18 protein-coding genes are annotated in these 22,586 nt (G+C 70.4%); 11 read left to right on the top strand and 7 right to left on the bottom strand.

The features are described 5' to 3' along the window. A complete protein-coding gene (locus tag EIZ44_RS19440; RefSeq protein WP_134730262.1) occupies window positions 1–1,386 on the top strand; it encodes a HAMP domain-containing sensor histidine kinase in 1,386 nt (461 codons plus the stop codon). Here EIZ44_RS19440 and EIZ44_RS19435 read toward each other — a convergent pair. Next, complete coding sequence (locus tag EIZ44_RS19435) at window positions 1,383–2,300, bottom strand: TAXI family TRAP transporter solute-binding subunit (protein ID WP_134730260.1); 918 nt, start codon at window positions 2,298–2,300, stop codon at window positions 1,383–1,385. The genes EIZ44_RS19440 and EIZ44_RS19435 overlap by 4 nt on opposite strands. A 19-nt stretch (window positions 2,301–2,319) precedes the next feature. After that, on the bottom strand, window positions 2,320–3,033 hold the full coding sequence (locus EIZ44_RS19430; protein WP_134730258.1) for a heparin lyase I family protein: 714 nt from the start codon (window positions 3,031–3,033) through the stop codon (window positions 2,320–2,322). 233 nt (window positions 3,034–3,266) lie between these two features. Here EIZ44_RS19430 and miaB point away from each other — a divergent pair, with 233 nt between their 5' ends. Both miaB and EIZ44_RS19420 read left to right on the top strand, forming a co-directional pair. Further along, a complete protein-coding gene (gene miaB / locus EIZ44_RS19425) occupies window positions 3,267–4,748 on the top strand; it encodes a tRNA (N6-isopentenyl adenosine(37)-C2)-methylthiotransferase MiaB (protein ID WP_134730256.1) in 1,482 nt (493 codons plus the stop codon). Further along, complete coding sequence (locus EIZ44_RS19420; RefSeq protein ID WP_037809765.1) at window positions 4,745–5,221, top strand: Rv2732c family membrane protein; 477 nt, start codon at window positions 4,745–4,747, stop codon at window positions 5,219–5,221. Before miaB ends, EIZ44_RS19420 begins: the two co-directional genes overlap by 4 nt. A gap of 58 nt (window positions 5,222–5,279) precedes the next feature. Here the strand turns inward: EIZ44_RS19420 and EIZ44_RS19415 are convergent, their stop codons facing one another. Next, entirely contained in the window at window positions 5,280–6,593 is a 1,314-nt protein-coding gene (locus tag EIZ44_RS19415; protein WP_037809767.1) for a DUF349 domain-containing protein, read from the bottom strand. Between the two features lie 225 nt (window positions 6,594–6,818). Here EIZ44_RS19415 and miaA point away from each other — a divergent pair, with 225 nt between their 5' ends. Both miaA and dapF read left to right on the top strand, forming a co-directional pair. After that, complete coding sequence (miaA, locus tag EIZ44_RS19410; RefSeq protein WP_167754208.1) at window positions 6,819–7,739, top strand: tRNA (adenosine(37)-N6)-dimethylallyltransferase MiaA; 921 nt, start codon at window positions 6,819–6,821, stop codon at window positions 7,737–7,739. A 9-nt stretch (window positions 7,740–7,748) separates the two neighbouring features. Beyond that, complete coding sequence (gene dapF, locus EIZ44_RS19405; RefSeq protein ID WP_134730254.1) at window positions 7,749–8,582, top strand: diaminopimelate epimerase; 834 nt, start codon at window positions 7,749–7,751, stop codon at window positions 8,580–8,582. Between the two features lie 54 nt (window positions 8,583–8,636). Here dapF and EIZ44_RS19400 read toward each other — a convergent pair whose 3' ends face one another. The 3 genes from EIZ44_RS19400 to EIZ44_RS19390 are packed head-to-tail and all read right to left on the bottom strand — an operon-like array spanning window position 8,637 to window position 12,732. After that, window positions 8,637–8,951, bottom strand: a complete 315-nt coding sequence (locus EIZ44_RS19400; protein ID WP_043829343.1) for a putative quinol monooxygenase — start codon at window positions 8,949–8,951, stop codon at window positions 8,637–8,639. 10 nt (window positions 8,952–8,961) lie between these two features. Then, the gene (valS, locus tag EIZ44_RS19395) at window positions 8,962–11,469 is read right to left on the bottom strand and encodes a valine--tRNA ligase (protein ID WP_134730252.1); all 2,508 of its coding nucleotides are present in this window, start codon (window positions 11,467–11,469) and stop codon (window positions 8,962–8,964) included. 9 nt (window positions 11,470–11,478) lie between these two features. Beyond that, on the bottom strand, window positions 11,479–12,732 hold the full coding sequence (locus tag EIZ44_RS19390) for an MFS transporter (RefSeq protein WP_134730250.1): 1,254 nt from the start codon (window positions 12,730–12,732) through the stop codon (window positions 11,479–11,481). A gap of 58 nt (window positions 12,733–12,790) precedes the next feature. Here EIZ44_RS19390 and EIZ44_RS19385 point away from each other — a divergent pair, with 58 nt between their 5' ends. From EIZ44_RS19385 to EIZ44_RS19375, 3 genes are read left to right on the top strand one after another with little or no spacing between them, the layout of a single operon-like run. Further along, window positions 12,791–13,297: an ArsR/SmtB family transcription factor gene (locus EIZ44_RS19385; RefSeq protein ID WP_134730248.1), complete on the top strand. Its 507-nt coding sequence runs from the start codon at window positions 12,791–12,793 to the stop codon at window positions 13,295–13,297. A 43-nt stretch (window positions 13,298–13,340) separates the two neighbouring features. Then, window positions 13,341–14,786, top strand: a complete 1,446-nt coding sequence (gene hflX / locus EIZ44_RS19380) for a GTPase HflX (RefSeq protein WP_037809777.1) — start codon at window positions 13,341–13,343, stop codon at window positions 14,784–14,786. A 53-nt stretch (window positions 14,787–14,839) separates the two neighbouring features. Continuing rightward, a complete protein-coding gene (locus EIZ44_RS19375) occupies window positions 14,840–15,841 on the top strand; it encodes an esterase-like activity of phytase family protein (protein ID WP_167754207.1) in 1,002 nt (333 codons plus the stop codon). Window positions 15,842–16,349: 508 nt separating this feature from the next. Here the strand turns inward: EIZ44_RS19375 and lexA are convergent. Then, the gene (gene lexA, locus EIZ44_RS19370) at window positions 16,350–17,009 is read right to left on the bottom strand and encodes a transcriptional repressor LexA (protein ID WP_167754212.1); all 660 of its coding nucleotides are present in this window, start codon (window positions 17,007–17,009) and stop codon (window positions 16,350–16,352) included. 1,510 nt (window positions 17,010–18,519) lie between these two features. On the opposite strand from lexA, the gene EIZ44_RS45560 reads away from it, so the two are divergent. From EIZ44_RS45560 to EIZ44_RS19355, 3 genes are all read left to right on the top strand, one after another. Then, entirely contained in the window at window positions 18,520–18,867 is a 348-nt protein-coding gene (locus tag EIZ44_RS45560; RefSeq protein ID WP_134668646.1) for a LysM peptidoglycan-binding domain-containing protein, read from the top strand. Between the two features lie 307 nt (window positions 18,868–19,174). After that, window positions 19,175–19,666, top strand: a complete 492-nt coding sequence (nrdR, locus tag EIZ44_RS19360) for a transcriptional regulator NrdR (RefSeq protein WP_037809784.1) — start codon at window positions 19,175–19,177, stop codon at window positions 19,664–19,666. A gap of 38 nt (window positions 19,667–19,704) precedes the next feature. After that, a complete protein-coding gene (locus tag EIZ44_RS19355) occupies window positions 19,705–22,521 on the top strand; it encodes a vitamin B12-dependent ribonucleotide reductase (protein ID WP_134730242.1) in 2,817 nt (938 codons plus the stop codon). The last annotated feature ends 65 nt before the right edge of the window (window positions 22,522–22,586 follow it).

The raw sequence follows: 22,586 nt of genomic DNA, 5'->3' as shown, positions 1-22,586 counted from the left end.
GTGCGCGTCCGGCTGCAGGGCATCGTCGTCACGCTCGTCGCCCTGCTCGTGTTCGGGCTCGGCATCCCGCTCGCGCTCAGCATCGCGAGCAGCCTCCAGCAGAAGCTCTTCCTCGACCGGCTCACCGACACTTCGCGGTTTGCCTCGCTCGCCCAGCGTCCGCTGCTCGACAACGAGCTCGGGCTGCTGGAACCCAAACTGCGCCGGTACACCGAGGTCTACGGCGTGAAAGTGGTCGTGGTGAACCAGGACGGCGAGCCGGTGCTGAGCTCGGTGGGCGGCACCGTCGACCGGACCGCGATCCGGGTGCCGGTGAACGAGGCGCTCGCCGCCCGTCCGCCCGAGGCCGGGCCGTTGCTGATGCCGTGGGCGAGCAAACCGCTGGTGCTGGCCGAGCCGATCCTGATCGACGGCGAGGTGCGCGGCGCGGTGGTGACGGAGTCCGCGACCGATCACGTCCGCACCCAGTTGCTGTGGCAGTGGCTGCTGCTGGCCGCGTGCGCGCTGGTCGCGTTCGGGCTCGCGCTGCTCGTGGCGCTGCCGGTGGTGCGCTGGACGCTGCGCCCGGTGCGGCGGCTGGACGAGGCGACCGGCGCGCTGGTCGCGTCCGTGGTCAGCGGCCGGGAAGCGGAGCCGGTGGGGGAGAGCGGCGGCCCGCCGGAGCTGCGGCAGCTGGGACGGTCGTTCGACCGGATGGCGGCGAGTGTGTCGGAAGCGCTGGCCGCGCAGCGCGCGTTCGTCGCCGACGCCTCGCATCAGCTGCGCAATCCGTTGACCGCGTTGAAGATCCGGCTGGGCAATCTCGACGGCCAGGTCACCGACGAAGCCGCGGCGGCCGATCTCGAAGCGGCGCAGGTGGACGCAAAGCGGCTGAACCAGATCCTCGACGAGCTGCTGTCCATGGCCCGCGCGGAATCCGCCGGCGGCGAGCTGGTTTCCGAAGACCTCGCCGAGGTGATCGCCGATCGCGTCGCCGACTGGTCGGTGGTCGGGGCGGCTCGCGAGGTCTCGCTGGAGAGCGCGGTGGACGTCGGCGGCGCGCGCGTGCTCGTGCCGCCGAGGGGGCTGGAGGTCGTGCTCGACGCGTTGCTGGACAACGCGCTCAAATTCAGCCCTTCCGGTACTTCCGTCGAGGTGGCCGCGAGCGTTGCCGAGGACCGGGTGACGGTTTCGGTGCGCGACCACGGGCCCGGACTGCGCGAGGACGAGCTAGAGCGGGCGGTCGACCGGTTCTGGCGGAGCACGGCGCATCAGAACGTGCCCGGATCGGGGCTGGGGCTGGCGATCGTGACCGAGATCGTCCGGCATTCCGGCGGGGAGATCCAGTTGTCCCTGCCGGAAGGCGGCGGGTTGCGGATCGCGATGGACTTCCCGGTCGCGCGCTAGACCTTCTCCGCGCGGTAATACGCCAGCGCGCCGGGATGCAATGGCAGCGGCCCGGTCTCGATGCCCGGATGCACGTCGATCGACAGGGCCGCCCGGTTGACCGCCGCGAGCTGCGGGCGGGCGTCGTACAGGCCCTTCGTGAGCGCTTCGGCGACGTCGGCGGACATCGAGGTGGGCACGACCAGGAAGTTCGGCACCACGAGCGTCGTGACCGGGCCGGGCTGGTCGTAGGTGCTGCCGGGGATGGTCGCGGTGCCGTACACCGGGCTGAACCGCTGCATGCCCGGCATCAGGTTGGACATGTCGAGCAGCCGCAGCCCGACCTTGCGGTTGTACTCGGTGATCAGCGGCGTCGGCAGCCCGCCGGACCAGAACATCGCGTCGACCTTGCGGTTCTCCAGCGCGGTGAGCGAGTCCTCCAGGCTCAGCTGATTGACCGAGACCGCGCCTTTCAGCCCGGCTACCTGCAGCACCCGGTCGGCGATGTACTCGACGCCCGACTCCGGGGAGCCGACCGCGATGTGGCGGCCGCGCAGCATGGAGACCGACGTGTAGGGCGAGTCCTTGCGGACGACGATGTGCAGGTAGTCGTCGTGGATGCGGGCCAGCGCGGCGAGCTTGCCGGGGTGCGCGGCCGCCGCGTCCGCGGCCAGGTCCGCGGCGACGAACGCGACGTCCGCGCCCCCGGAAAGCACTCGGTTGAGGTTGTCGCGCGACCCCTGGGTGGCGAGCACCTCGGGCGTCTCGATGCCGAGTTCGCCCGCCCACGCCGACGCCAGCGGCCCGGCCAGATCGTGGTAGACGCCGCCCACCGACCCGGCCGCGACGCGCAGGTGCAGGTTCGCGAAGCTCGGCCCGCACGCGCTCAGCAGCACCGTGAGCACTGCCAGCGCCGCCGTCAGCCTCCATCGCATGCAGCGATGGTGCCAGAGGTCAGCCGGTGACGTCGGCCAGGCTGTCGCCCATCCGGATCTTGCTGAACCACTGCGTCGCCGTCTCGTCGGCCTGGTGGTAGACGCCCCACTTCAGGTAGTTCCGCGTTCCGTCGATCGTGGTTCCGGTGTAGGTGGTGGACCCGTCGGCGAACGTCTGCCGTTTGCCGTCGAACCAGAACTGGATGGTGCCCTGGGTGCGGTCGGTCGAGATCCGGAACGCGATGTCGTGCCACTCGTCGTTCGAGACCGGCGCGTTCCACAGCTTGACGCTGGTGTGGTCGGTCGTCCACTCCTCCAGCTGGAGTTTGCCGCCGGAGATCTTGAGGACGATCGGATGGTTCGCGGTGCCGGTGCTCGGGCTGCATTTCAGCTGGAACACGTAGCGGCTGGTGGAGTCGGTGATCCGGTACTTCGACGACCAGCCGAGGTAGAACGTCTTGCCCGCGGCGAGATCCGGGCCGACCGCCTCGCAGCGCTCCTCCTGGGCGAGCTGCTCGGCGACCCACACCTTGCCCTTCGCGGCGTCGGTCGCGGTCTTGAAGTGGCCGTCGGCGCACTGGACCGAGTTGAACGCGCCGGGGCCGTCGGCGGGGTCGGCCGACCAGGAGACCGACTGCGGAACCGGTTCCGCGGAGACCGGGGCGGCCGCCAGCGCGGCGACGACGAGCGTGCTCGCGACAGCGGCCGCGGAGCAGGCGAAAACCTTGCGCACTTTTCCTCCAGAGCGGCGGCGGTCCGATTCGGAACAATGGCGATGATCTTATCTTCGGGCGGGCGCGGAAAACAATAGCGAAAATTGTTTGCCGGCGACCGTTCCGGCGCATTTCCGTTCCCGGTCAACGGCACATTTCCCGATTAGCGGAATACATGGCGGACCGCGTCGCATAACGTCCGCCGACCGGGTGCCGGGTCCGGCGCGGGACCCGGGGTTTAGGCTGGAGCGCGATGAACGCGAAAACGTACCAGATCCGCACGTTCGGCTGCCAGATGAACGTGCACGACTCCGAACGGCTCGCCGGGCAGCTCGAGGAAGCCGGCTACGTCCCCGCTCCCGGGCAGGCGAAGCCGGATCTGGTCGTGTTCAACACCTGCGCCGTGCGGGAGAACGCGGACAACAAGCTCTACGGCACCCTCGGGCACCTCCGCCCGGACAAGGTCGCCAATCCGGACATGCAGATCGCCGTCGGCGGGTGTCTCGCGCAGAAGGACCGCGGCGACATCGTCAAACGCGCGCCGTGGGTCGACGTCGTCTTCGGGACGCACAACATCGGTTCGCTGCCGGCACTGCTGGAGCGCGCGCGGCACAACGCCGAGGCCGAGGTCGAGATCCTCGAATCGCTCGAGACGTTCCCGTCCACGCTGCCCGCGCGCCGCGAATCGTCCTATGCGAGCTGGGTGTCGGTTTCGGTCGGCTGCAACAACACCTGCACCTTCTGCATCGTGCCGTCGCTGCGCGGCAAGGAGCGCGACCGCCGTCCCGGCGAGATCCTCGCCGAGGTCGAGGCGCTGGTCGCCGAGGGCGTGCTCGAGGTGACCCTGCTGGGCCAGAACGTGAACTCCTACGGCGTCGAGTTCGGCGACCGGCTCGCGTTCGGCAAGCTGCTGCGCGCGACCGGCGGGATCGACGGGCTGGAGCGCGTGCGGTTCACCTCGCCGCATCCGGCCGCGTTCACCTCGGACGTGATCGACGCGATGGCCGAGACCCCGAACGTCTGCCACCAGCTGCACATGCCGCTGCAGTCCGGTTCGGACCGGGTGCTGCGCGAGATGCGCCGGTCGTACCGGTCGGCGCGGTTCCTGAACATCCTCGACGAGGTGCGCGCCAAGATGCCGGACGCCGCCATCACCACCGACATCATCGTCGGTTTCCCCGGCGAGACCGAGGAAGACTTCCAGGCGACGCTCGACGTCGTCCGCGCCGCGCGGTTCTCCAGCGCGTTCACCTTCCAGTACTCGAAGCGCCCCGGCACGCCCGCCGCGGAGATGGCGGACCAGCTGCCGAAGGAGGTCGTGCAGGAGCGCTACGACCGGCTGGTCGAGCTGCAGAACGAGATCTCCTGGGAAGAGAACCGCAAACTGGTCGGCCGCCGGGTCGAGCTGCTGGTCGCCGCGGGCGAGGGGCGCAAGGACGCGGAGACGCACCGGATGAGCGGACGCGCCCGCGACGGACGGCTGGTGCACTTCACGCCGTCCGGTGCGGCCGTCGACCGTTCGGTCCGGCCGGGCGACGTCGTGGAGACGGTGATCAGCTACGGCGCGCCGCACCACCTGGTCGCGGACGGCGACCTCCTGACCCATCGCCGCACGCGAGCGGGCGACAACGCCGAAGCCGGTCTTCGGCCCAAGACGAGCGGGGTCACCCTGGGACTGCCGGGCTTCGGAGCCCCGGCGGCGCAGCCGGCCCCGGTGAGTGGGTGTGCAGGATGAGCGAACCGGGAACGCCGGCCGAGGTCGACCGCAGGCTGAGCGACGAGATCGACGACGCGGGCCGCCGCGCCGCGCGCACGGTGGAGCTGGGCAGGCGCGGCTTCACCATCTCGGTGCTGATGTTCGTGCTGCTCGTGGCGCAGATCCTGCCGTGGGCTCAGGGCCGCGCGGGCTGGGAGACGCTGGCCGGCGAGGCGGGCGGGGTTCCGCAGCTGTTCGCCGTGACGTCCACCGGCGTCGGCGTGTTCATCGGCGCGGTCGCGCTCGTGTCGCGCCGCTGGTGGGTCGCGTGGTGCTGCGCCGCGGGCGGCTGGTTCGCCTCGGTCGACGGCCTGCTGGCGATCTGGTCGCAGCAGTCCGCGCACGCCAGCGGAGCGGCGGGGGACGGTCCGGGGATCGGCATGATCGTGGCCTGGATCGCGACGATCGTCCTGGCGACGCTCTGGATGCGCACCGCGTTCTCGCGCACCTGAACCCAACTGCATAAAAAGGGCCGGTACCCGCGGGTACCGGCCCTTTTACGTCCGCGGATCAGCGATCGGCGACCGCGGCTTCCGCGGCCTCCATCCATTCCCGCCACTGGGAGGCCTGCTCCTCGGCCTTCTTCGCCCGCCGTTCGTCGCCGGCGGCCCTGGCCTTGGCGGCCTGCGATTCGAACTGCTCGACGCGCTCGCGGAACTGCGCGGCCCGCGCCTGCGCCTCCGGGTCGGTGCGGCGCCAGCGGCTGTCCTCAGCGGACTTCACCGCGTCCTGCACCGCCTTGAGCCGCCCGTCCAGTTCGCGGATGCGCTCGCGCGGGACCTTGCCGATCTCGTCCCACTGCTCCTGGATCCGCCGCAGCGCCGACTTGGCCGCCTCGAGGTTGGCCGCCACGTCGATCTTCTCGGCCTCGACCAGCAGTTCTTCCTTGCGCTGAGCGTTGCCGGCGAACTCCGCGTCGCGCTCGGAGAACACGGCCGAGCGGCGGGCGAAGAACGCGTCCTGCGCCGCGCGGAACCGCTGCCACAGCGCCTCGTCGCTGTCCTTGGGCGCGCGTCCGGCGGCCTTCCACTCGGCCATCAGGTCCTTGTACCGGCCCGCGGTGGCGCCCCAGTCGTCCGAGTCGGACAGCGCCTCGGCCTCGGCGATCAGCTCTTCCTTGCGCTGCTTCGCGCTCGCCCGCTGCTTGTCCAGCTCGGCGAAGTGCGAGCCGCGACGGCGGTTGAACGCCTCGCGCGCCTTCGAGAAGCGCTTCCACAGCTCGTCGTCGGTCTTGCGGTCGACGCCCTTGACCGTCTTCCACTCGTCGAGGATCGCGCGCAGCCGGTCGCCCGCGGCCTTCCACTGGGTGGACTCGGCGGCGATCTTCTCCGCCTCGTCGGCCAGCGCCTGCTTGCGCGCCACGGCCGCCGCCCGCGCTTCCTCTCGCTCGTGCTTGACGTTGACCAGCGCCTTCTCCGCCAGCCCGATCACGAACTCGAGCCGTGCGGCGAGCGCCTTCAGGTCGCCGACCACGGCCGCCTCGCCGAGCCCGTCGCGGATCTGGGTGGCGCTGGAGAGGGCGTGCTTCGGGTCGCCCGCTCCGGAGTTCAGCCGCGTTTCGAGCAGTTCGACCTCGGTGCGCACGTCGTCGAAGCGGCGCGCGTAGTGCAGCAGGCCTTCCTCGGGCGTGCCTGCCTGCCAGACCCCGACCTCGCGTTCGCCGTCGGCGGTGAAGACGTAAACGGTGCCTTCCCCGTCGACCCGGCCCCAGGTGGCGGGGGCGGGCTCGGCGGGCGGCACCGGAGGCGCGGCATGGCCGGCGCCCTGCGCGTGCGGCACCGGGTGCGGTGCCGGGGTGCCGGGGGACGTGTTCTCCTGGGCCATCGCAGGCTCCTTATCGCCTGTACGCCCGCGGCTGCGGGCGCCCCGCCGCGTGAGCGGGGCCGGGTTACGCTGTTGTCGTGCTCTGCCGGGGGCATGGGGCCCCAGCGGCATTCAAGCAGCTCAGCGCGCGCCGTGGTACTGGATGAGCCGCCTGAAAGCGTTGATCCTACTTCTCCTTGACGCTCCGTGCCCGCGTCCCGCCCCGGCCGGGTACCGTTCTGCGGCGTGATCAGCCCAGCTCAACGGCCCCGTCCGGTGGCCGTCGTCGGCCCCACCGCCACCGGGAAGACTGCACTGGCCGTCGAACTCGCGCTGGCGCTGGACGGCGAGGTGGTGAACGCCGACGCGCTCCAGCTCTACCGGGGCATGGACATCGGCACCGCCAAAGCGACCGCGGAGGAACAGCGAGGGGTCCCGCACCACCTGCTGGACGTACTCGACGTGACCGAGACCGCGTCGGTCGCCGCCTATCAGCGTGACGCCCGCAGCACGATCGAGCGGATTCTCGACGCGGGCCGGGTCCCGGTGCTGACCGGCGGCTCGGGGCTGTACGTGCAAGCGGTGCTGGATGACCTCCGTTTCCCCGGCACCGACCCCGCGGTGCGCGCGCGGCTCGACGAAGAGGCCGCCGAACTCGGCACCGCCGCCCTCTACACCCGCCTGGGGGAGCGCGACCCGGTCGCGGCGGCGGCGATCCTGCCCACGAACACCCGCCGCATCGTGCGGGCGCTGGAGGTCATCGAGATCACCGGCGAGCCGTTCTCCGCGAACCTGCCGAAACCGGGTCCGGCGCGCTGGGACACCGTGCTGATCGGGATCGACCGCGAGATCGCCGAGCTGGACGAGCGCGTCGACCTGCGGGTGGAGCGGATGTTCGAGGCCGGTCTCGTGGACGAGGTGCGCGCGTTGCTCGGCCGCGGGCTGCGGGACGGGAAAACCGCTTCGCGGGCGCTCGGCTACCAGCAGGTGCTGGCCGAACTGGACGGCGAAGGCGACTTCGCGGCAGCCGCGGCGGCGACCGCGCAGGCCACCCGCCGGTTCGTGCGACGGCAACGTTCCTGGTTCCGCCGGGACAAGCGGATCCGGTGGTTCGACGGCGGATCGGCGGACCTGGCCGCGCGGGTCCGCGCCGCGCTCGACCAGTAACCTGGACGCATGGGCGGCATCGAATTCCTCAAGGGCCACGGCACGCAGAACGACTTCGTGCTGCTGCCTGACGCGGCCGGCCGCCTCGACCTCACGGCGGAGCGCGTCGCGGCGCTGTGCGACCGGCAGCGGGGCCTCGGCGCGGACGGCGTGCTGCGCGTCGTGCGCGCGAAGGCGATCGGCGAAGAATCGGCCGGCGAGTGGTTCATGGACTACCGCAACGCCGACGGTTCGATCGCCGAGATGTGCGGCAACGGCACCCGCGTTTTCGCGCGCTACCTGGTGGACGCCGGTCTGGAATCGGACGGCGAGTTCGTCATCGGCACCCGGGCGGGCGACCGGCCGGTCGTCGTGCACCCGGACCGTTCGGTCACCGTGCAGATGGGCCCGGCGGCGATCACCGGCACGTCGGTCACCATGGTCGCCGGGCAGGCGTTCTCCGGCGTCGCGGTGAACGTCGGCAACCCGCACCTCGTGTCGGTCACCGACACCGACATCGCCGGCCTCGACCTGCGCGACCAGCCTGATTTCGACCACGACGTCTTCCCGGCCGGGGTCAACCTGGAGTTCGTCAACGTGCTCGGCGAGGGCGCGCTGCGGATGCGCGTCCACGAGCGCGGCGTGGGGGAGACGCGCGCCTGCGGCACCGGCACGGTCGCCGCGGTGGCCGCCTCGCTGCACCTCGCGGGCAAGGACACCGGCGAGTCCACAGTGGACATCCCGGGCGGCCGCGTGTCGGTGACGATCTCGCGCGGGGATTCGACGCTGTCCGGCCCCGCGGAGATCGTGGCCCGCGGCGAGATCGACGAGGCTTGGTGGGCTGCCGCCGGTTCGCCGCTGTGAGCGGCAAGCCGGGGTCGTAACCCGGCTCGCCGCTCAAGGCCAGCCGCGGCGGAGTCAGTTCGCCGGCGGGATTTCCCGTGGCCGGTCGTACATCCGCACATCGCGGTCGACGGTCAGCGGCAGCACGCGGCCCAGGCCGATCTCCCGGAAGTGGTCCGACTCGCGATGCGCCTTGAACGCCGCGTCGTCGGCGTACTTCTCGATGCTCACGTACCGCCCCGGCGTTTCGTCGGAGCGGAACACTTCGTACGACAGGCAGCCCGGTTCTTCGCGGCACGCGGCCGCGAACTCGTGCAGCGCGCGGCCGAACTCCTCGGAGTTCTCGGGGCTGCTGGACACATCGGCGACGACGAGCACGTAGGAATCCACGGAAACCACCCTACGGGGTCACGATCTTGGCATCGAGCGAAAAGTCGCCGTCGCGCGTGGTGATCTCGCCGATCGCCCCGGCGAGCCGGACGTCCGCGGCCACCTCGGCGAACCGGGCCAGCGTCTCCGCCGGGCCGCCCACGGTCAGCGTCTCGACCGGCGAGCGCATCGACACCTTCGCGTCCGACTTCGCCCGACGCACCGCCGCGATCACCTCGCCCGCCAGCGTCAGCAGCGACGGGTCACCGTCGACCACCGGCACCGACGGCCACGCCGCCTGGTGCACCGAACCTTCCTGCCACCACGACCAGATCTCCTCGGTCGCGAACGGCAGCACCGGGGCGAACATGCGCACCAGCGCCGACAGCACCGTCCGCAGCGCCACCTGGGCCGATTCGGCCGCCTCGGCGCCGAGATCGCCGTACGCCCGGCCCTTCACCAGCTCCACGTAGTCGTCGCAGAACGTCCAGAAGAACGTCTCGGTCACCTGCAGTGCACGCGCCTGGTCGAGCGCCTCGAACGCGGCCGTCGCTTCCTCGACCACCTTCGCCAGCGTGGCGAGCACAGACTGATCCAGCGGCTCCGTGACGGCTGACTCCGGCTTGGGGATCCCGAGCCCGAGCACGAACCGGCTCACGTTCAACAGCTTCGTCGCCAGTCGTCGCCCGACCTTCATCTGGCCTTCGTCGACCGCCGTGTCGACGCCCGGCCGCGCGCTCGCCGCCCAGTAGCGCACCGCGTCGGAACCGTGCCGGTCCAGCAGATCCGCCGGCGTGACGACGTTGCCGACGGACTTCGACATCTTCTTCCGGTCCGGATCGAGCACCCAGCCGGAGATCACCGCGTCCCGCCACGGCAGCACGCCTTCCTCCAGTTCGGCGCGGACCGCGGTGGAGAACAGCCAGGTGCGGATGATCTCGTGCGCCTGCGGCCGCAGCGAGAACGGGAACACGCGGCGGAACAGGTCGTCGTCGAGACTCCAGCGGCCGGCGATCTGCGGCGTCAGCGACGACGTCGCCCAGGTGTCCATCACGTCCGCCTCGGCGACGAAGCCGCCCGGGACGCCGCGCTGGTCCTCGGTGTAGCCCGGCGGGACGTCGGTGCTCGGGTCCACCGGCAGGCTGGCGTCGTCGGGCGTCAGCACCGCGTCGTGATCCGGCTCGCCGTCGGCGTCCAGCGGGTACCAGACCGGGATCGGCACTCCGAAGAACCGCTGGCGGCTCACCAGCCAGTCGCTGGTCAGGCCTTCGACCCAGCTGCGATAGCGGACCTGCATGTGCGGCGGGACCCAGTTCAGCTCCTCGCCGCGCTCCAGCAGTTTCGCGCGCAAGGCGTCGTCGCGGCCGCCGTTGCGCAGGTACCACTGGCGGCTCGTGACGATTTCCAGTGGCTTGTCGCCCTTTTCGTAGAACTTCACCGGATGCGTGATCGGCCTCGGCTCGCCGCGCAGCGCGGCCGCCTCGCGCAGGAGGTCCACCAGAATCTGGCGTCCAGTGTGGACAGTCTTGCCCGCCAGCGGTTCGTATTTGTCGGCCGGGACGCCGTGCGGCGGTTCTGCGCGGAACCGGCCGTCGCGGCCCAGCACCGGACGCGTTTCGAGCTGCAGCGCACGCCACCAGGTGACGTCGGTGGTGTCGCCGAAGGTGCAGACCATCGCGATACCGGTGCCCTTTTCCGGATCCGCGAGGTGATGCGCGTGCACCGGCACCTCGACGCCGAACACCGGCGTGTGCACGGTCTTCCCGAAAAGGCCTTGGTAGCGCTCGTCATCCGGATGCGCGACGAGCGCGACGCACGCGGGCAGCAATTCCGGCCGCGTGGTGGAGATGAGCACTTCCGCGCCGTCTTCCGCGGTGAACACGAGGTCGTGATACGCGCCGGGCCGTTCGCGGTCTTCCAGTTCAGCCTGCGCAACAGCGGTGCGGAAGGTGACATCCCACAGCGTCGGGGCTTCGGATTGGTACGCCTCGCCTCGCGCGAGATTGCGCAGGAACGCGCGCTGGGAGATTTCCGTGGTCGCCGGGTCGATCGTCTGGTACGCCAGCGCCCAGTCCACCGAAAGCCCGATGCTCCGCCAGACCTCCTCGAACACCTTCTCGTCGGTTTCGGTCAGCTGGCGGCACAGTTCCACGAAATTGCGCCGGGAGACCGGAATCGCGTTCTTGCCGGGCTTCTCCGGCGGGGTGAAAGCCGGGTCGTAGGGCAGCGACGGCTCGCAGCGCACGCCGAAATGGTTCTGCACGCGGCGTTCGGTGGGCAGGCCGTTGTCGTCCCAGCCGACCGGGTAGAAGACCGAACGGCCGCGCATCCGTTGGTAGCGCGCGAGAACGTCGGTGTGCGTGTAGGAGAAGACGTGCCCGATGTGCAGCGAACCGCTCGCGGTCAGTGGCGGCGTGTCGATCGAGTAGACGTCCGGGCGCGTCCGGTCGAACCGGTATACGCCTTCGCGTTCCCACACCGGTACCCATTTGGCGGTCAGGCCGTCGACGCCGGCTTTGTGCGGGATCTTCTCGTCCATGCCCGCACTTTACGGGGCGGGTACAGCGATTTCCCCGCCCGTCGGCAGGTCCCGCATGCGCCGCAGCGGCGAGCAGATCACCCACAGCGCGCCCGCGATCGGCCCGGCGGTCCCGATCCACAGCGCGCCGGCGAGCCCGAGCCATTCGCCGAGCCCGCCGCCCAGCAGCCCGCCGAGCGGCAGCGCTCCCCAGACGACGAACCGGACGCTCGCGTTCATCCGGCCCAGCAGCCGGTCCGGCGTGATCGCCTGGCGGTAGGACACCTGCGCGATGTTGTAGAGGATCACGCCGAACCCGAACGCGGCCATCCCGAGCCCGGCGAGCGCGATCCGCCAGTCCGGCGCGGCCGTCAGGACCAGGATCTCGCCCGGCCAGAACAGCACCGGGACCAGCCAGATCGACCGGGCCTGCCCGATCTTGCGGATGATCGGCCCGGCGCAGAGCGCGGCCGCGATGCCGCCGATGCCGCTCACCGCGAGCAGGCCGCCGACCTCGGCCGGTTTCAGCCCGGCCGTGCGCGTCAGGAACAGCACCTGAACGGCCTGGACCACTCCGCCGAAGAAGTTCGACGTGGCGGTGCAGGCGACGATCGCGCGCAGCGGCCGGTCGGCGACGACGAACCGCAGGCCTTCGAGCATTTGCGGCACCAGGCGGTCCTGCTCGGTGCGTTCCGGGAGGGTTTCGACGGTGCGGATGCGCCACAGGCACAGCGCGGAAGTGAGGTAGCCGAGCCCGGTGACCAGGACCGTGCTGGCCGCGCCGATGAACTGCACGAGCACGCCGGCGAGGCTCGGCCCGGCGATCTGCGCCGACGACTGCACGCCCTGCAGCTTCGCGTTGCCCTCCAGCAGCTTCTCGCGGCCGACCAGCGCGGGCAGATACGCCTGGTAGGAGACGTCGAAGAAGACCGTCGCGAACCCGACGAACAGCACGACCACCAGGACCTGCGCCATCGTGAGCACGCCGGCCCACCAGGCGAACGGGACGCTGAGCAGCAGCACCCCGCGGACCAGGTCGGCGGCGAGCATGAGCGGCCGTTTGCGCATCCGGTCCACCCACACGCCCGCGGGAAGGCCGAGGACCAGGAAGCCGAGCGTCTCGGCCATGGTCAGCAGGCCCATCTCGAACGGCGTGGCGGCCAGCGTGACGGCGGCGAGCAGCGGAATGGCCGTGACGCCGACGAACATCCCCAGTTGGCTCGCCGTGTCCCCGGCCCACAGCCTGCGGAAATCGGCGTGGAAGAAGAGTGAGTCGCGACGCACCCGATCGAGTGTTGCCGAGTGATTGGAAAGTGTCAATCACTTTGTCTAGGCTGCGGGGATGCCGTTGCACCGACGTCCCTCCACCGAAGCCGAGGCCGCCGCGCTCGCGTCCGGAATACGGCTGCGCATCATCCGGTTGACCTCTTTCGAGGCGATGACGAACAAGGAGCTGGCAGCCCGGCTCGGCCGCGACCCGGCGACGACGCTGCACCACGTGCGGCGCCTGGTCGACACCGGTTTTCTCGTGGCACAGGAACCTCGGCGCGGTGCGCGCGGGGCGAAGGAGATCCCGTACCTGTCCACCGGGCTTTCGTGGCAGCTGGACAACGCCGAAGCCGAAGCGGTCGCGGTCAACCAGGCCATGCTCGAGGCCTATCTGGCCGAAATGGCGGAGGCCGACCTGGCGGAGACGGAGACGACCCGGCTCGTGGTCCAGGTGGGCGCCGAGGACGTCGCGGAGTTCAAGCGGCGGCTCGAGGGGCTGCTCGAAGAATTCAAGGCCAGGCCCCGCGATCCGGCCTCGGAACGCACGGCCGTGTACGTCTCGGTTTATCCCAGCAGGTAATCCGTTCGGTTCCCGCGCCGAAACGTGGGACCATGGAGGCACGATGACAGAACAGACACACGAAGACTTTTACGACGACAACGACCCCTACGACCCCTCGGTCGGGGAGATGGAGCTCGAGGACCGCGCGTCGCTGCGCCGGGTCGCGGGCCTGTCCACCGAGCTCGAGGACATCACCGAGGTCGAGTACCGGCAGCTTCGGCTGGAGCGCGTTGTGCTGGTCGGCGTGTGGACTGAAGGCACCGCCCAGCAGTCCGAGGCGTCGCTGGCCGAACTGGCGCGACTGGCCGAGACGGCGGGCTCGGAGGTGCTCGAAGGCCTCGTCCAGCGGCGGCAGAAGCCCGATCCGGCGACGTACGTCGGGTCCGGCAAGGTCCGCGAGCTGCGCGACGTGGTCGTGGCCACCGGCGCCGACACGGTGATCTGCGACGGCGAGCTCTCGCCCGGCCAGCTGCGCCAGCTGGAGGAGAAGGTCAAGGTCAAGGTTATTGACCGGACCGCCCTGATCCTCGACATCTTCGCCCAGCACGCCCGGTCCAAGGAGGGCAAGGCGCAGGTCGAGCTGGCCCAGCTGCAGTACCTCGTCCCGCGGCTGCGCGGGTGGGGTTCGGCGCTGTCCCGGCAGGCCGGCGGCCGCGCGGGCGGCGCGAACGGCGGCGTGGGCCTGCGCGGACCTGGTGAAACGAAGCTGGAGACGGACCGGCGGCGGATCAGCAAGCGCGTGGCGAAGCTGCGCCGGGAGATCGCCGCGATGGACACCATCCGCGAGACCAAGCGCGGCAAGCGCGTGGCCAACGAGGTGCCGAGCGTGGCGATCGTCGGCTACACCAACGCCGGCAAGTCGAGCCTGCTCAACGCCCTGACCGGGGCCGGGGTGCTGGTGGAGGACGCGCTGTTCGCCACCCTCGACCCGACCACGCGCCGGGCGCAGACGGCCGACGGGCGCACCTTCACGCTCACCGACACCGTCGGGTTCGTGCGGCACCTGCCGCACCAGCTGGTGGACGCGTTCCGCTCGACGCTGGAGGAGGCGGCCGACGCCGACCTGCTCGTGCACGTCGTGGACGGTTCCGACGCGGCCCCGGAGGACCAGGTCAACGCGGTGCGCGAGGTGCTCGCCGAGATCACCCGCAGCCGCAAGGAGCCGCTCCCGCCGGAGCTGCTGGTGATCAACAAGGCCGACGCGGCCGACGACGTCACCCTGGCCCGGCTGCGCCACGCGCTGCCCGGTTCGGTGCAGATCTCCGCGCGCACCGGCTCGGGCGTGGCGGACCTGGCCGAGGTGCTGGCCGAACGGCTGCCGCGCGCGGAAACGGTGATCGACGTGCTGGTCCCGTATGCGCGTGGCGAACTCGTGTCCCGGGCGCACGCGGAAGGCGAGGTGCTGGAAGAAGAGCACGTCGCCGACGGCACGCGCCTGAAGGTGCGAGTCCGGCCGGATCTCGCCGCGGCTCTGCGGGCGTTCGAGACCAACGCCTCGGCGCTCTGAACGTCTTCCGTAGTGCACGGTCCGAGCGGGCCGTGCACTACGGAGGTGAACTGGTGCGGGTCGTCCTGGCACTGACGGCTGTCCTGATGCTCGCGGGAGCTGTCCCCGCTGCGGCTGCTCCCGCCCCGGAGACGCTGTGTCAGGTCAAGGACAAGCGCCTCAACGAGCTGTCCGGCCTGACCTCCGACGGCGAGCATTGGTACGCGATCAACGACGGCGGCACCAAGGTGCAGGTCTTCGTCCTGGACCGGAAATGCCAGGTGACGGACGTCCTGACCGACTCGACGGACCCGTACGACGTCGAGGACCTGGCCCGCGGCAAAGACGGCACCCTGTGGCTTTCGGATACTGGCGACAACCGCGCCAAACGCGAAACGATCGCCCTGCTGGAACTGAAACCCACTGGCGGCCCGGCCGTCGTGCATCGCCTGACCTACCCGGACGGCCCGCACGACACGGAGACCCTGGTTCTGGACCAGTCCGGCACGCCGTTCCTGGTGACCAAGGATCTGCTGGGCACTTCCAAGGTCTATCGGCCGTCAGTCCCGCTGGCGACTCCCGGCCCGACGAAGCTGGAGCAGGTCGGCACCCTGCGCGTCCACAGCACCGACACCCCAGGCGGCCCAGTGGGCTCGTTCGGGTCGGCGCTGATCACCGGAGGCGCGACGAGCGCGGACGGGAAGGTCATCGCTCTGCGGACCTACACGGACGCGTACTTGTACGCGGCTCCGGACGGCGACGTCGCGGCTGCTCTGCAACGAGAGCCGGTCCGGATTCCGCTGCCGAATGAAAAGCAGGGCGAGGCTGTTGCTTTCGAGCCGGATGGCACGTTGTTGTCCGCGAGCGAAGGCGTCGGCGAACCGGTGCGGGCGATCAAGAACGCGACGTCTTTGGTCACGCCGCAAGCACCTGCGCCTAAGCCGGGTGGTGCTGCTACTCCTCAGCCAGCGGAGCAGGAGTCCGGCGGGTTTCCGCTGATTCCCGCTGCTGCCGTTGCTGCGGTGGTTGTTCTTGGTGCTTGGTTCCTGCTGGCCAGGAAACGCCGCCGCGCCTGACTCGCCGCCGTGCTCGCCACGACTCGCTGCTCGTTCTTGCGCGCCGCTCCCGCCGTGACGCCCGTTCCTGACACGCCGTTCTTGCTGTGGCGCGGTTTCTGACATGCCGCTCTTCCGCGCGCCGCCGTTCCAGAGGTGCTACCCGCCGGGCGCGGCACCGTTCCTCACGCGCCGCCACTCCCGCCGCAGCACCGTTCTTGACGGCAGGCTCTTGCCGCACTGCTCTTGCGCGGCACCACGCTCGCCGCACCGCTTTTGCACGCCGCCGTTCCTGCCGCAACACCGAACCGGAACACCGCTCAGGCGCGCTGCTCCTGCGTGCCGCCCGTCGCTGCGCCACCGCTCCCGCCGCGCCACCGCTCCGCACGAACTGCGTCAGAGTTGCCGCCGTTCCTGCCGTAGCACTGCTTCCGGCCTCGCCTCAGCCTCACGACCGTCGGCGGCGAACCCCAACCCCAGCGCGCGCTCCCCTCACCCCGGCCTCGGGGGAGGGGGAGCGCGCCACGGCTCAGAGTCGCCGCAGTACTGCCACGACCTTGCCCAGGATCGAAGCGTCGTCACCGGGAATGGGCTCGTACGCCTCGTTGTGCGGCATCAGCCACACGTGTCCGTCCTTGCGCTTGAACGTCTTCACCGTGGCCTCGCCGTCGATCATCGCGGCGACGATGTCCCCGTTCTCCGCGGCGGGCTGCTGCCGGACGACGACCCAGTCGCCGTCGGTGATGGCGGCGTCGACCATCGAATCGCCGGTGACGCTCAGCAGGAACAGTTCGCCCTCGCCGACGATTTCGCGCGGCAGCGGGAAAACGTCCTCGACGGCCTGCTCGGCGAGCACCGGACCGCCTGCCGCGATCCGGCCGACCAGCGGCACGTACGCCGCCTTCGGCACGGACGGCTGCTGGTCGATGTCGATGCCCATCGGGTTGTCGTCGGTGGACGCGAGCACGCCCACCGCACGCGGCCGGTTCGCGTCACGGCGCAGGTAGCCCTTGCGCTGCAGCGCCCGCAGCTGATGCGACACCGACGACGTGGACGTGAGTCCCACCGCCTCGCCGATCTCGCGCACGCTCGGCGGGTAGCCGAAGCGGCTCACCCACGTGCGGATGACGTCGAGCACTTGTTGCTGGCGGACGGTCAGCGTCTCGTCCACGTCGTACACCTCCGGCATGGCGCTCACCTTCCCCGTGCTCTCGTGGCCGGACTCGCGCGCGGATTGTGCGGACGCCTTGCCTCGCGAGGCCGTCTTGGCCCCCTTCGCCGCGGTGCCCTTCACCGTGTCCTTCTCCAACGCTGCGTCGCCTCCAGCCGTCCCGCGGTCGCCGTGTCGGCGTCCCGCGCGTGTCCGCGTGCGCCGGTCCGGGATCCGCGTTTTCCGCGAACGCCCGTCCGGCGGCACCCGCCGGAGCCGGTCCGGCAGATGTCCTGGTCACCGACGTTAGCCACCGCGCGCGACGATTTCAAACATCTGTTCGATCGACACGCCGTGTCCTCTCGATTTTGTCGGTGCGGGGTGGTAGACCTTCGCACGGACGTTCGATAGAACGCCTGTTCGATCTGGACCGCTGCGGCGCAGGTGTACGGCCCGGACCGGACGGATTCGCAGGTCACGAGGAGGTTCCGGAATGTCGATCCTGGCAGATCGCGGGCTGGTCCGCCCGCTTCGGCCCGTCCCTGCCGTCCGCCCTGTCGAGGGCGGCGCCGCGTCGGACGGGACGGCCCCCGCCCGGAGGGAACCCGGGCGGGGCGGCCCGACGCGCCGTTCGCGGCGCCGCGCGGAGCGGATAGACGCCACCCGAAAGGATGGTGTTCCTTCGGGCTCCGAAGCCGAATCCGGCGAGGTTCCGGGCTCCGCGGCCGGTTCCGCCGAGGTGGTCGACCTTCGCGACCGGACCGGCGCCCGGCGCGGCCCTGGCACGGATCGGTCCGGCGAGGCTGCGCGCGGCGAGTCCGTCCGGGTTGACGCACGGCGCGGACGCGGTGCGCGCGAGCCCCGGGAAGGCGCACGCGGCGCGGCCGGGCGGCGGCGTGCCTGGCTGGCAGCAGAGGAAGCCGGACTCGGAGGCGGCGAGCGAGCCGATCTCCAGCGATCGGTGCCGAGCGATGATGCCGGACTGCGCTCTGCCGCCGCCGTTCGGTCCGTCGCACGGGCTGGGTTCCAGACGTCCGCGCGCTCTGCTGTCGAAGCTGAAGAGCGCCCGACCGGTGCGGTCGGCGGCCGCGCTGCGGTGCGCTCTGGTGAGCGGGCCGGGTTCCAGGCATCCGCCCGCTTTGGTGCCGAAGCTGAAGAGCGTGCGGCGCGGCCTGTCGAGCGAGCTGGGTTCCGGACCCCCTCTGTTGTCGGAACCGAAGCACACCCGACCCGTGCGGCACGCGGCCGCGCTGCGGTGCGGTCAGCCGAGCGTGCCGGGGTCCAGACCTCGGCTCCCTCTGGCGTCAAAACTGAAGAGCGTGCGGCGCGCGGCCGCGCGGCGGTCCGGTCCGCCGAACGAGCCGGATTCCAGACCTCCGCCCCCTCCGCCGTCGAAACCGAAGAGCCCCTTCCTCGCGAGGCCCGTCGCACAGTCCGGCACATCCCCGCCGCCGTCCCGGCCAACCCCGGGCGCACCGCGCGCGAGCGGCATGGCGAGCCGTTGCGGCCGCCGTCTCGGGAGCGGGTCGTCGCCGGGCGGCGCGGTGGCGTGGCCTGCCGTACCGAGGCCCGGCCGTCGGTGCGGTGGCCGTGGCTGTTCGCGATCGCCTTCGCGGCCTGCCTCATCGTCACCGGGCTCGGCGTGTTCGGCGCCGGCGTGTCCAGCGGCCCGGTGCCGTCGCGGACCGCGTCCGTTTCCGTGCAGCCCGGCGATTCGCTCGGGGCGCTCGCCGCCCGGTTCGCGCCGAACGCCGACCAGAGCGCGGTCGTCGAACGGATCAAGGAGCTCAACAACCTCGACGACACCGCGCTGCTGCCCGGCATGCCGCTCACCGTGCCGGTCGCCTGGTCCGGGGCCGGTTCGGGCGGAGAAACAGGGGGCGCGTCCGGGTCATGACTCTCGGAAACCACCCGGTCGCATCTTGCGCAACCGCTCTTTCACCCTCTCGGGTTTCTTGCGCCCGCCCCGGAGGCGATCTATGGTCTACCCCTATATCTAGTAGTTACACCGCTGTAGTTGGTCCACAGGTAGGGGTAGACTGGCGGCAGTTGTCCACAGCTGGTCGGCAGTTGCCCACCGGATGTCCACAAGTCGATCACCAGGCGCGGGGTCGCGCGCGGTGACCGCGGTCCAGGCCGTAGCGTGGCGGCAGGGGCCGGTCGGGACAGGAATCGACCGGCGCGGAGGGGAAGGTGATCGGCGGATGAGGTGCCCGTTCTGCCGGCATGCGGACTCTCGGGTCGTCGACTCCCGAGAGGTGGACGAGGGACAGGCGATCCGGCGGCGGCGTTCGTGCGCCGAGTGCGGACGACGTTTCACCACGTCGGAGACGATGGTGCTGGCCGTGGTCAAACGGTCCGGCGCCACCGAGCAGTTCAGCCGGGACAAGGTGGTCAACGGAGTGCGGCGGGCCTGCCAGGGCCGCCCGGTCGACGACGACGCGCTGCAGAAGCTCGCGCAGCGCGTGGAGGAGTCGATCCGGTCCGCCGGGCTCGCCGAGATCCCCAGCCACGAGGTCGGCCTCGCCATCCTCGGCCCGCTGCGGGAACTGGACGGCGTCGCGTATCTCCGGTTCGCCAGCGTCTACCGCTCCTTCTCCTCGGTCGAGGACTTCGAGAAGGAGATCTCCGACCTGCGGAAAGCCATGGCGGGAACTGCGGAGGACCAGGAAGGCGAGCGCGCCGGCGACGACTGAGCCGTCACCGGGTCGCGGGGAGCGAGGGACAGGACCGCATGACCGAAACCGTGGGAACCGGCGCCGCGGCCGGACAGAACAAGAAGCCGAACAAGGGCCTCACCGTCCGGCGGGTCTTCACCACCGAGGGGACCCACCCCTACGACGAGGTCGCGTGGGAGACCCGCGACGTCGTCATGACCAACTGGCGCGACGGCAGCGTCAACTTCGAGCAGCGCGGGGTCGAATTCCCCGAGTTCTGGTCGGTCAACGCGACCAACATCGTCACCAGCAAGTACTTCCGCGGCGCGGTCGGCAGCCCGCAGCGCGAGAGCAGCCTCAAGCAGCTCATCGACCGCGTGGTGCGCACCTACGTGAAGGCCGCCGCCGAGCACGACTACTTCGCCGGCCCGTCCGACCTCGAGATCTTCGAGCACGAGCTCACCTGGATGCTGCTGCACCAGGTCTTCAGCTTCAACTCCCCGGTGTGGTTCAACGTCGGCACGTCCTCGAAGCAGCAGGTGTCCGCCTGCTTCATCCTCGCCGTCGACGACACGATGGAGTCGATCCTCAACTGGTACCGCGAGGAAGGCCTGATCTTCAAGGGCGGTTCCGGCGCGGGCCTCAACCTCTCGCGCATCCGGTCCTCGAAGGAACTGCTCACCTCCGGCGGCACCGCGTCCGGTCCGGTCTCGTTCATGCGCGGCGCCGACGCGTCCGCGGGCACCATCAAGTCCGGCGGGGCGACCCGGCGCGCGGCGAAGATGGTCGTGCTCGACGTCGACCACCCGGACATCGAGGAATTCATCCAGACCAAGGCGCGCGAAGAGGAAAAGATCAAGGTCCTCCGCGACGCCGGGTTCGACATGGACCTCTCCGGCTCCGACATTTCCTCGGTGCAGTACCAGAACGCGAACAACTCGGTCCGCGTGTCCGACGAGTTCATGCACGCCGTCGAGAACGGCACGGACTTCGGCCTGCGCGCCCGGCTCACCGGCGAGGTCATCGACCGCACCGACGCGAAGAAGCTGTTCCGCAGCATGGCGCAGGCGGCGTGGGAATGCGCCGACCCGGGCGTCCAGTACGACAGCACGATCAACGACTGGCACACCTGCCCCGAATCGGGCCGGATCACCGCGTCGAACCCGTGCAGCGAGTACATGCACCTCGACAACTCGAGCTGCAATCTCGCGTCGCTCAACCTGCTGAAGTTCGTGTCCGAGGAGGGCACGTTCGACGCGCCGCTGTTCGCGAAGGCCGTCGAGTTCGTCATCACCGCGATGGACATCTCGATCTGCTTCGCCGACTTCCCGACCGAGCCGATCGCCGACACCACGCGCAAGTTCCGCCAGCTCGGCATCGGCTACGCCAACCTCGGCGCGCTGCTGATGGCGCTGGGCCACGCGTACGACTCCGAGGGCGGCCGCGCGCTCGCCGCCGCGATCACGTCCCTGATGACCGGCGTGTCCTACCGTCGTTCGGCCGAGCTGGCCGGCGTCGTCGGGCCGTACGAGGGCTACGCGCGCAACGCCGAAGCGCACCAGCGCGTCATGCGCAAGCACGCCGCGGCCAATGAACTCGTCCGCACCTATCACGGCAACGACGCCGCGGTCCGCGCGCTCGCGTCGGAGGAGTGGCAGAAGGGCATCGAGCTCGGCACCCGCAACGGCTGGCGCAACGCGCAGGCCTCGGTGCTCGCGCCCACCGGCACCATCGGCTTCATGATGGACTGCGACACCACGGGCATCGAGCCGGACTTCTCGCTGGTGAAGTTCAAGAAGCTCGTCGGCGGCGGGTCGATGCAGATCGTGAACCAGACCGTGCCGCGCGCGCTGCAGGTGCTGGGCTACCAGGCCGAGCAGGTCGAGGCGATCGTCGAGTACGTCGCGCAGCACGGCCACGTGGTCGACGCGCCGGGCCTGCGTCCCGAGCACTACGAGGTGTTCGACTGCGCGGTCGGCGACCGGTCCATCGCGCCGATGGGCCACGTGCGGATGATGGCCGCGGTGCAGCCGTTCATCTCGGGCGCGATCTCGAAGACGGTCAACATGCCGGAGTCGGCGACCGTCGAGGATGTCGAGGAGATTTACTTCCAGGGCTGGAAACTCGGCCTCAAGGCGCTCGCGATCTACCGCGACAACTGCAAGGTCGGCCAGCCGCTGTCGACGGGAAAGAAGAAGGAAGCCGCGGCGGAGACAGAGCCGGAGAAGGTGGTCGAATACCGCCCGGTGCGCCGCCGCCTGCCGAAGAAGCGCCCGAGCCAGACGGTGTCGTTCACCGTCGGCGGCGCCGAGGGCTACCTGCACGCGGGCTCGTACCCGGACGACGGCCTCGGCGAGATCTTCGTGAAGCTCGGCAAGCAGGGCTCCACGCTGTCCGGCGTGATGGACGCCTTCTCGATGTCCATCTCGGTCGGCCTGCAGCACGGCATCCCGCTCGAGTTCTACGTCTCGAAGTTCTCGAACCTGCGCTTCGAACCGGCAGGCATGACCGACGACCCGGACATCCGGATCGCCACGAGCGTCATGGACTACCTGTTCCGCCGCCTGGCGCTCGACTACCTGCCGTACGAAAAGCGTGCGCAGCTGGGCATTTTCACCGCGGACGAGCGCTCGGCCGAGGTCGAGGCGAACTACGGCGGCCAGAGCCTCGACATCGACGCGTTGCGCAGCAGTGTCGACGCGTCGCCAGCCCGCACCGAAGAGTCCACAACGGACACTTCGGGACGCGACGCGCACAGCACCGCCGAGCTGATGGAACTGCACCTCGGCAAGGCCGCGGACGCACCGCTCTGCATGACCTGCGGCACGAAGATGCGGCCCGCTGGATCGTGCTACGCCTGCGAGGGCTGCGGGGCGACGTCCGGCTGCAGCTGATCGGTCGTTAAGCGAGACACAGCCGGGAAGGGGCAGTGTGCCTGTCCCTTCCCGGCTGACGTTTG

This window comes from Amycolatopsis nivea (genome assembly GCF_004522235.1).
Classification (GTDB): Bacteria; Actinomycetota; Actinomycetes; order Mycobacteriales; family Pseudonocardiaceae; genus Amycolatopsis; species Amycolatopsis nivea.
This window is presented reverse-complemented; position numbering and strand designations above follow the sequence as displayed.

Excerpts from the sequence above, each read along its gene's own strand:
- EIZ44_RS19435 (WP_134730260.1), bottom strand. The coding sequence starts at position 2,300 with ATGCGATGGAGGCTGACGGCGGCGCTGGCAGTGCTCACGGTGCTGCTG.
- miaB (WP_134730256.1), top strand. The coding sequence starts at position 3,267 with ATGAACGCGAAAACGTACCAGATCCGCACGTTCGGCTGCCAGATGAAC.
- EIZ44_RS19420 (WP_037809765.1), top strand. The coding sequence starts at position 4,745 with ATGAGCGAACCGGGAACGCCGGCCGAGGTCGACCGCAGGCTGAGCGAC.
- EIZ44_RS19415 (WP_037809767.1), bottom strand. The coding sequence starts at position 6,593 with ATGGCCCAGGAGAACACGTCCCCCGGCACCCCGGCACCGCACCCGGTG.
- dapF (WP_134730254.1), top strand. The coding sequence starts at position 7,749 with ATGGGCGGCATCGAATTCCTCAAGGGCCACGGCACGCAGAACGACTTC.
- valS (WP_134730252.1), bottom strand. The coding sequence starts at position 11,469 with ATGGACGAGAAGATCCCGCACAAAGCCGGCGTCGACGGCCTGACCGCC.
- EIZ44_RS19385 (WP_134730248.1), top strand. The coding sequence starts at position 12,791 with ATGCCGTTGCACCGACGTCCCTCCACCGAAGCCGAGGCCGCCGCGCTC.
- hflX (WP_037809777.1), top strand. The coding sequence starts at position 13,341 with ATGACAGAACAGACACACGAAGACTTTTACGACGACAACGACCCCTAC.
- lexA (WP_167754212.1), bottom strand. The coding sequence starts at position 17,009 with ATGCCGGAGGTGTACGACGTGGACGAGACGCTGACCGTCCGCCAGCAA.
- nrdR (WP_037809784.1), top strand. The coding sequence starts at position 19,175 with ATGAGGTGCCCGTTCTGCCGGCATGCGGACTCTCGGGTCGTCGACTCC.
- EIZ44_RS19355 (WP_134730242.1), top strand. The coding sequence starts at position 19,705 with ATGACCGAAACCGTGGGAACCGGCGCCGCGGCCGGACAGAACAAGAAG.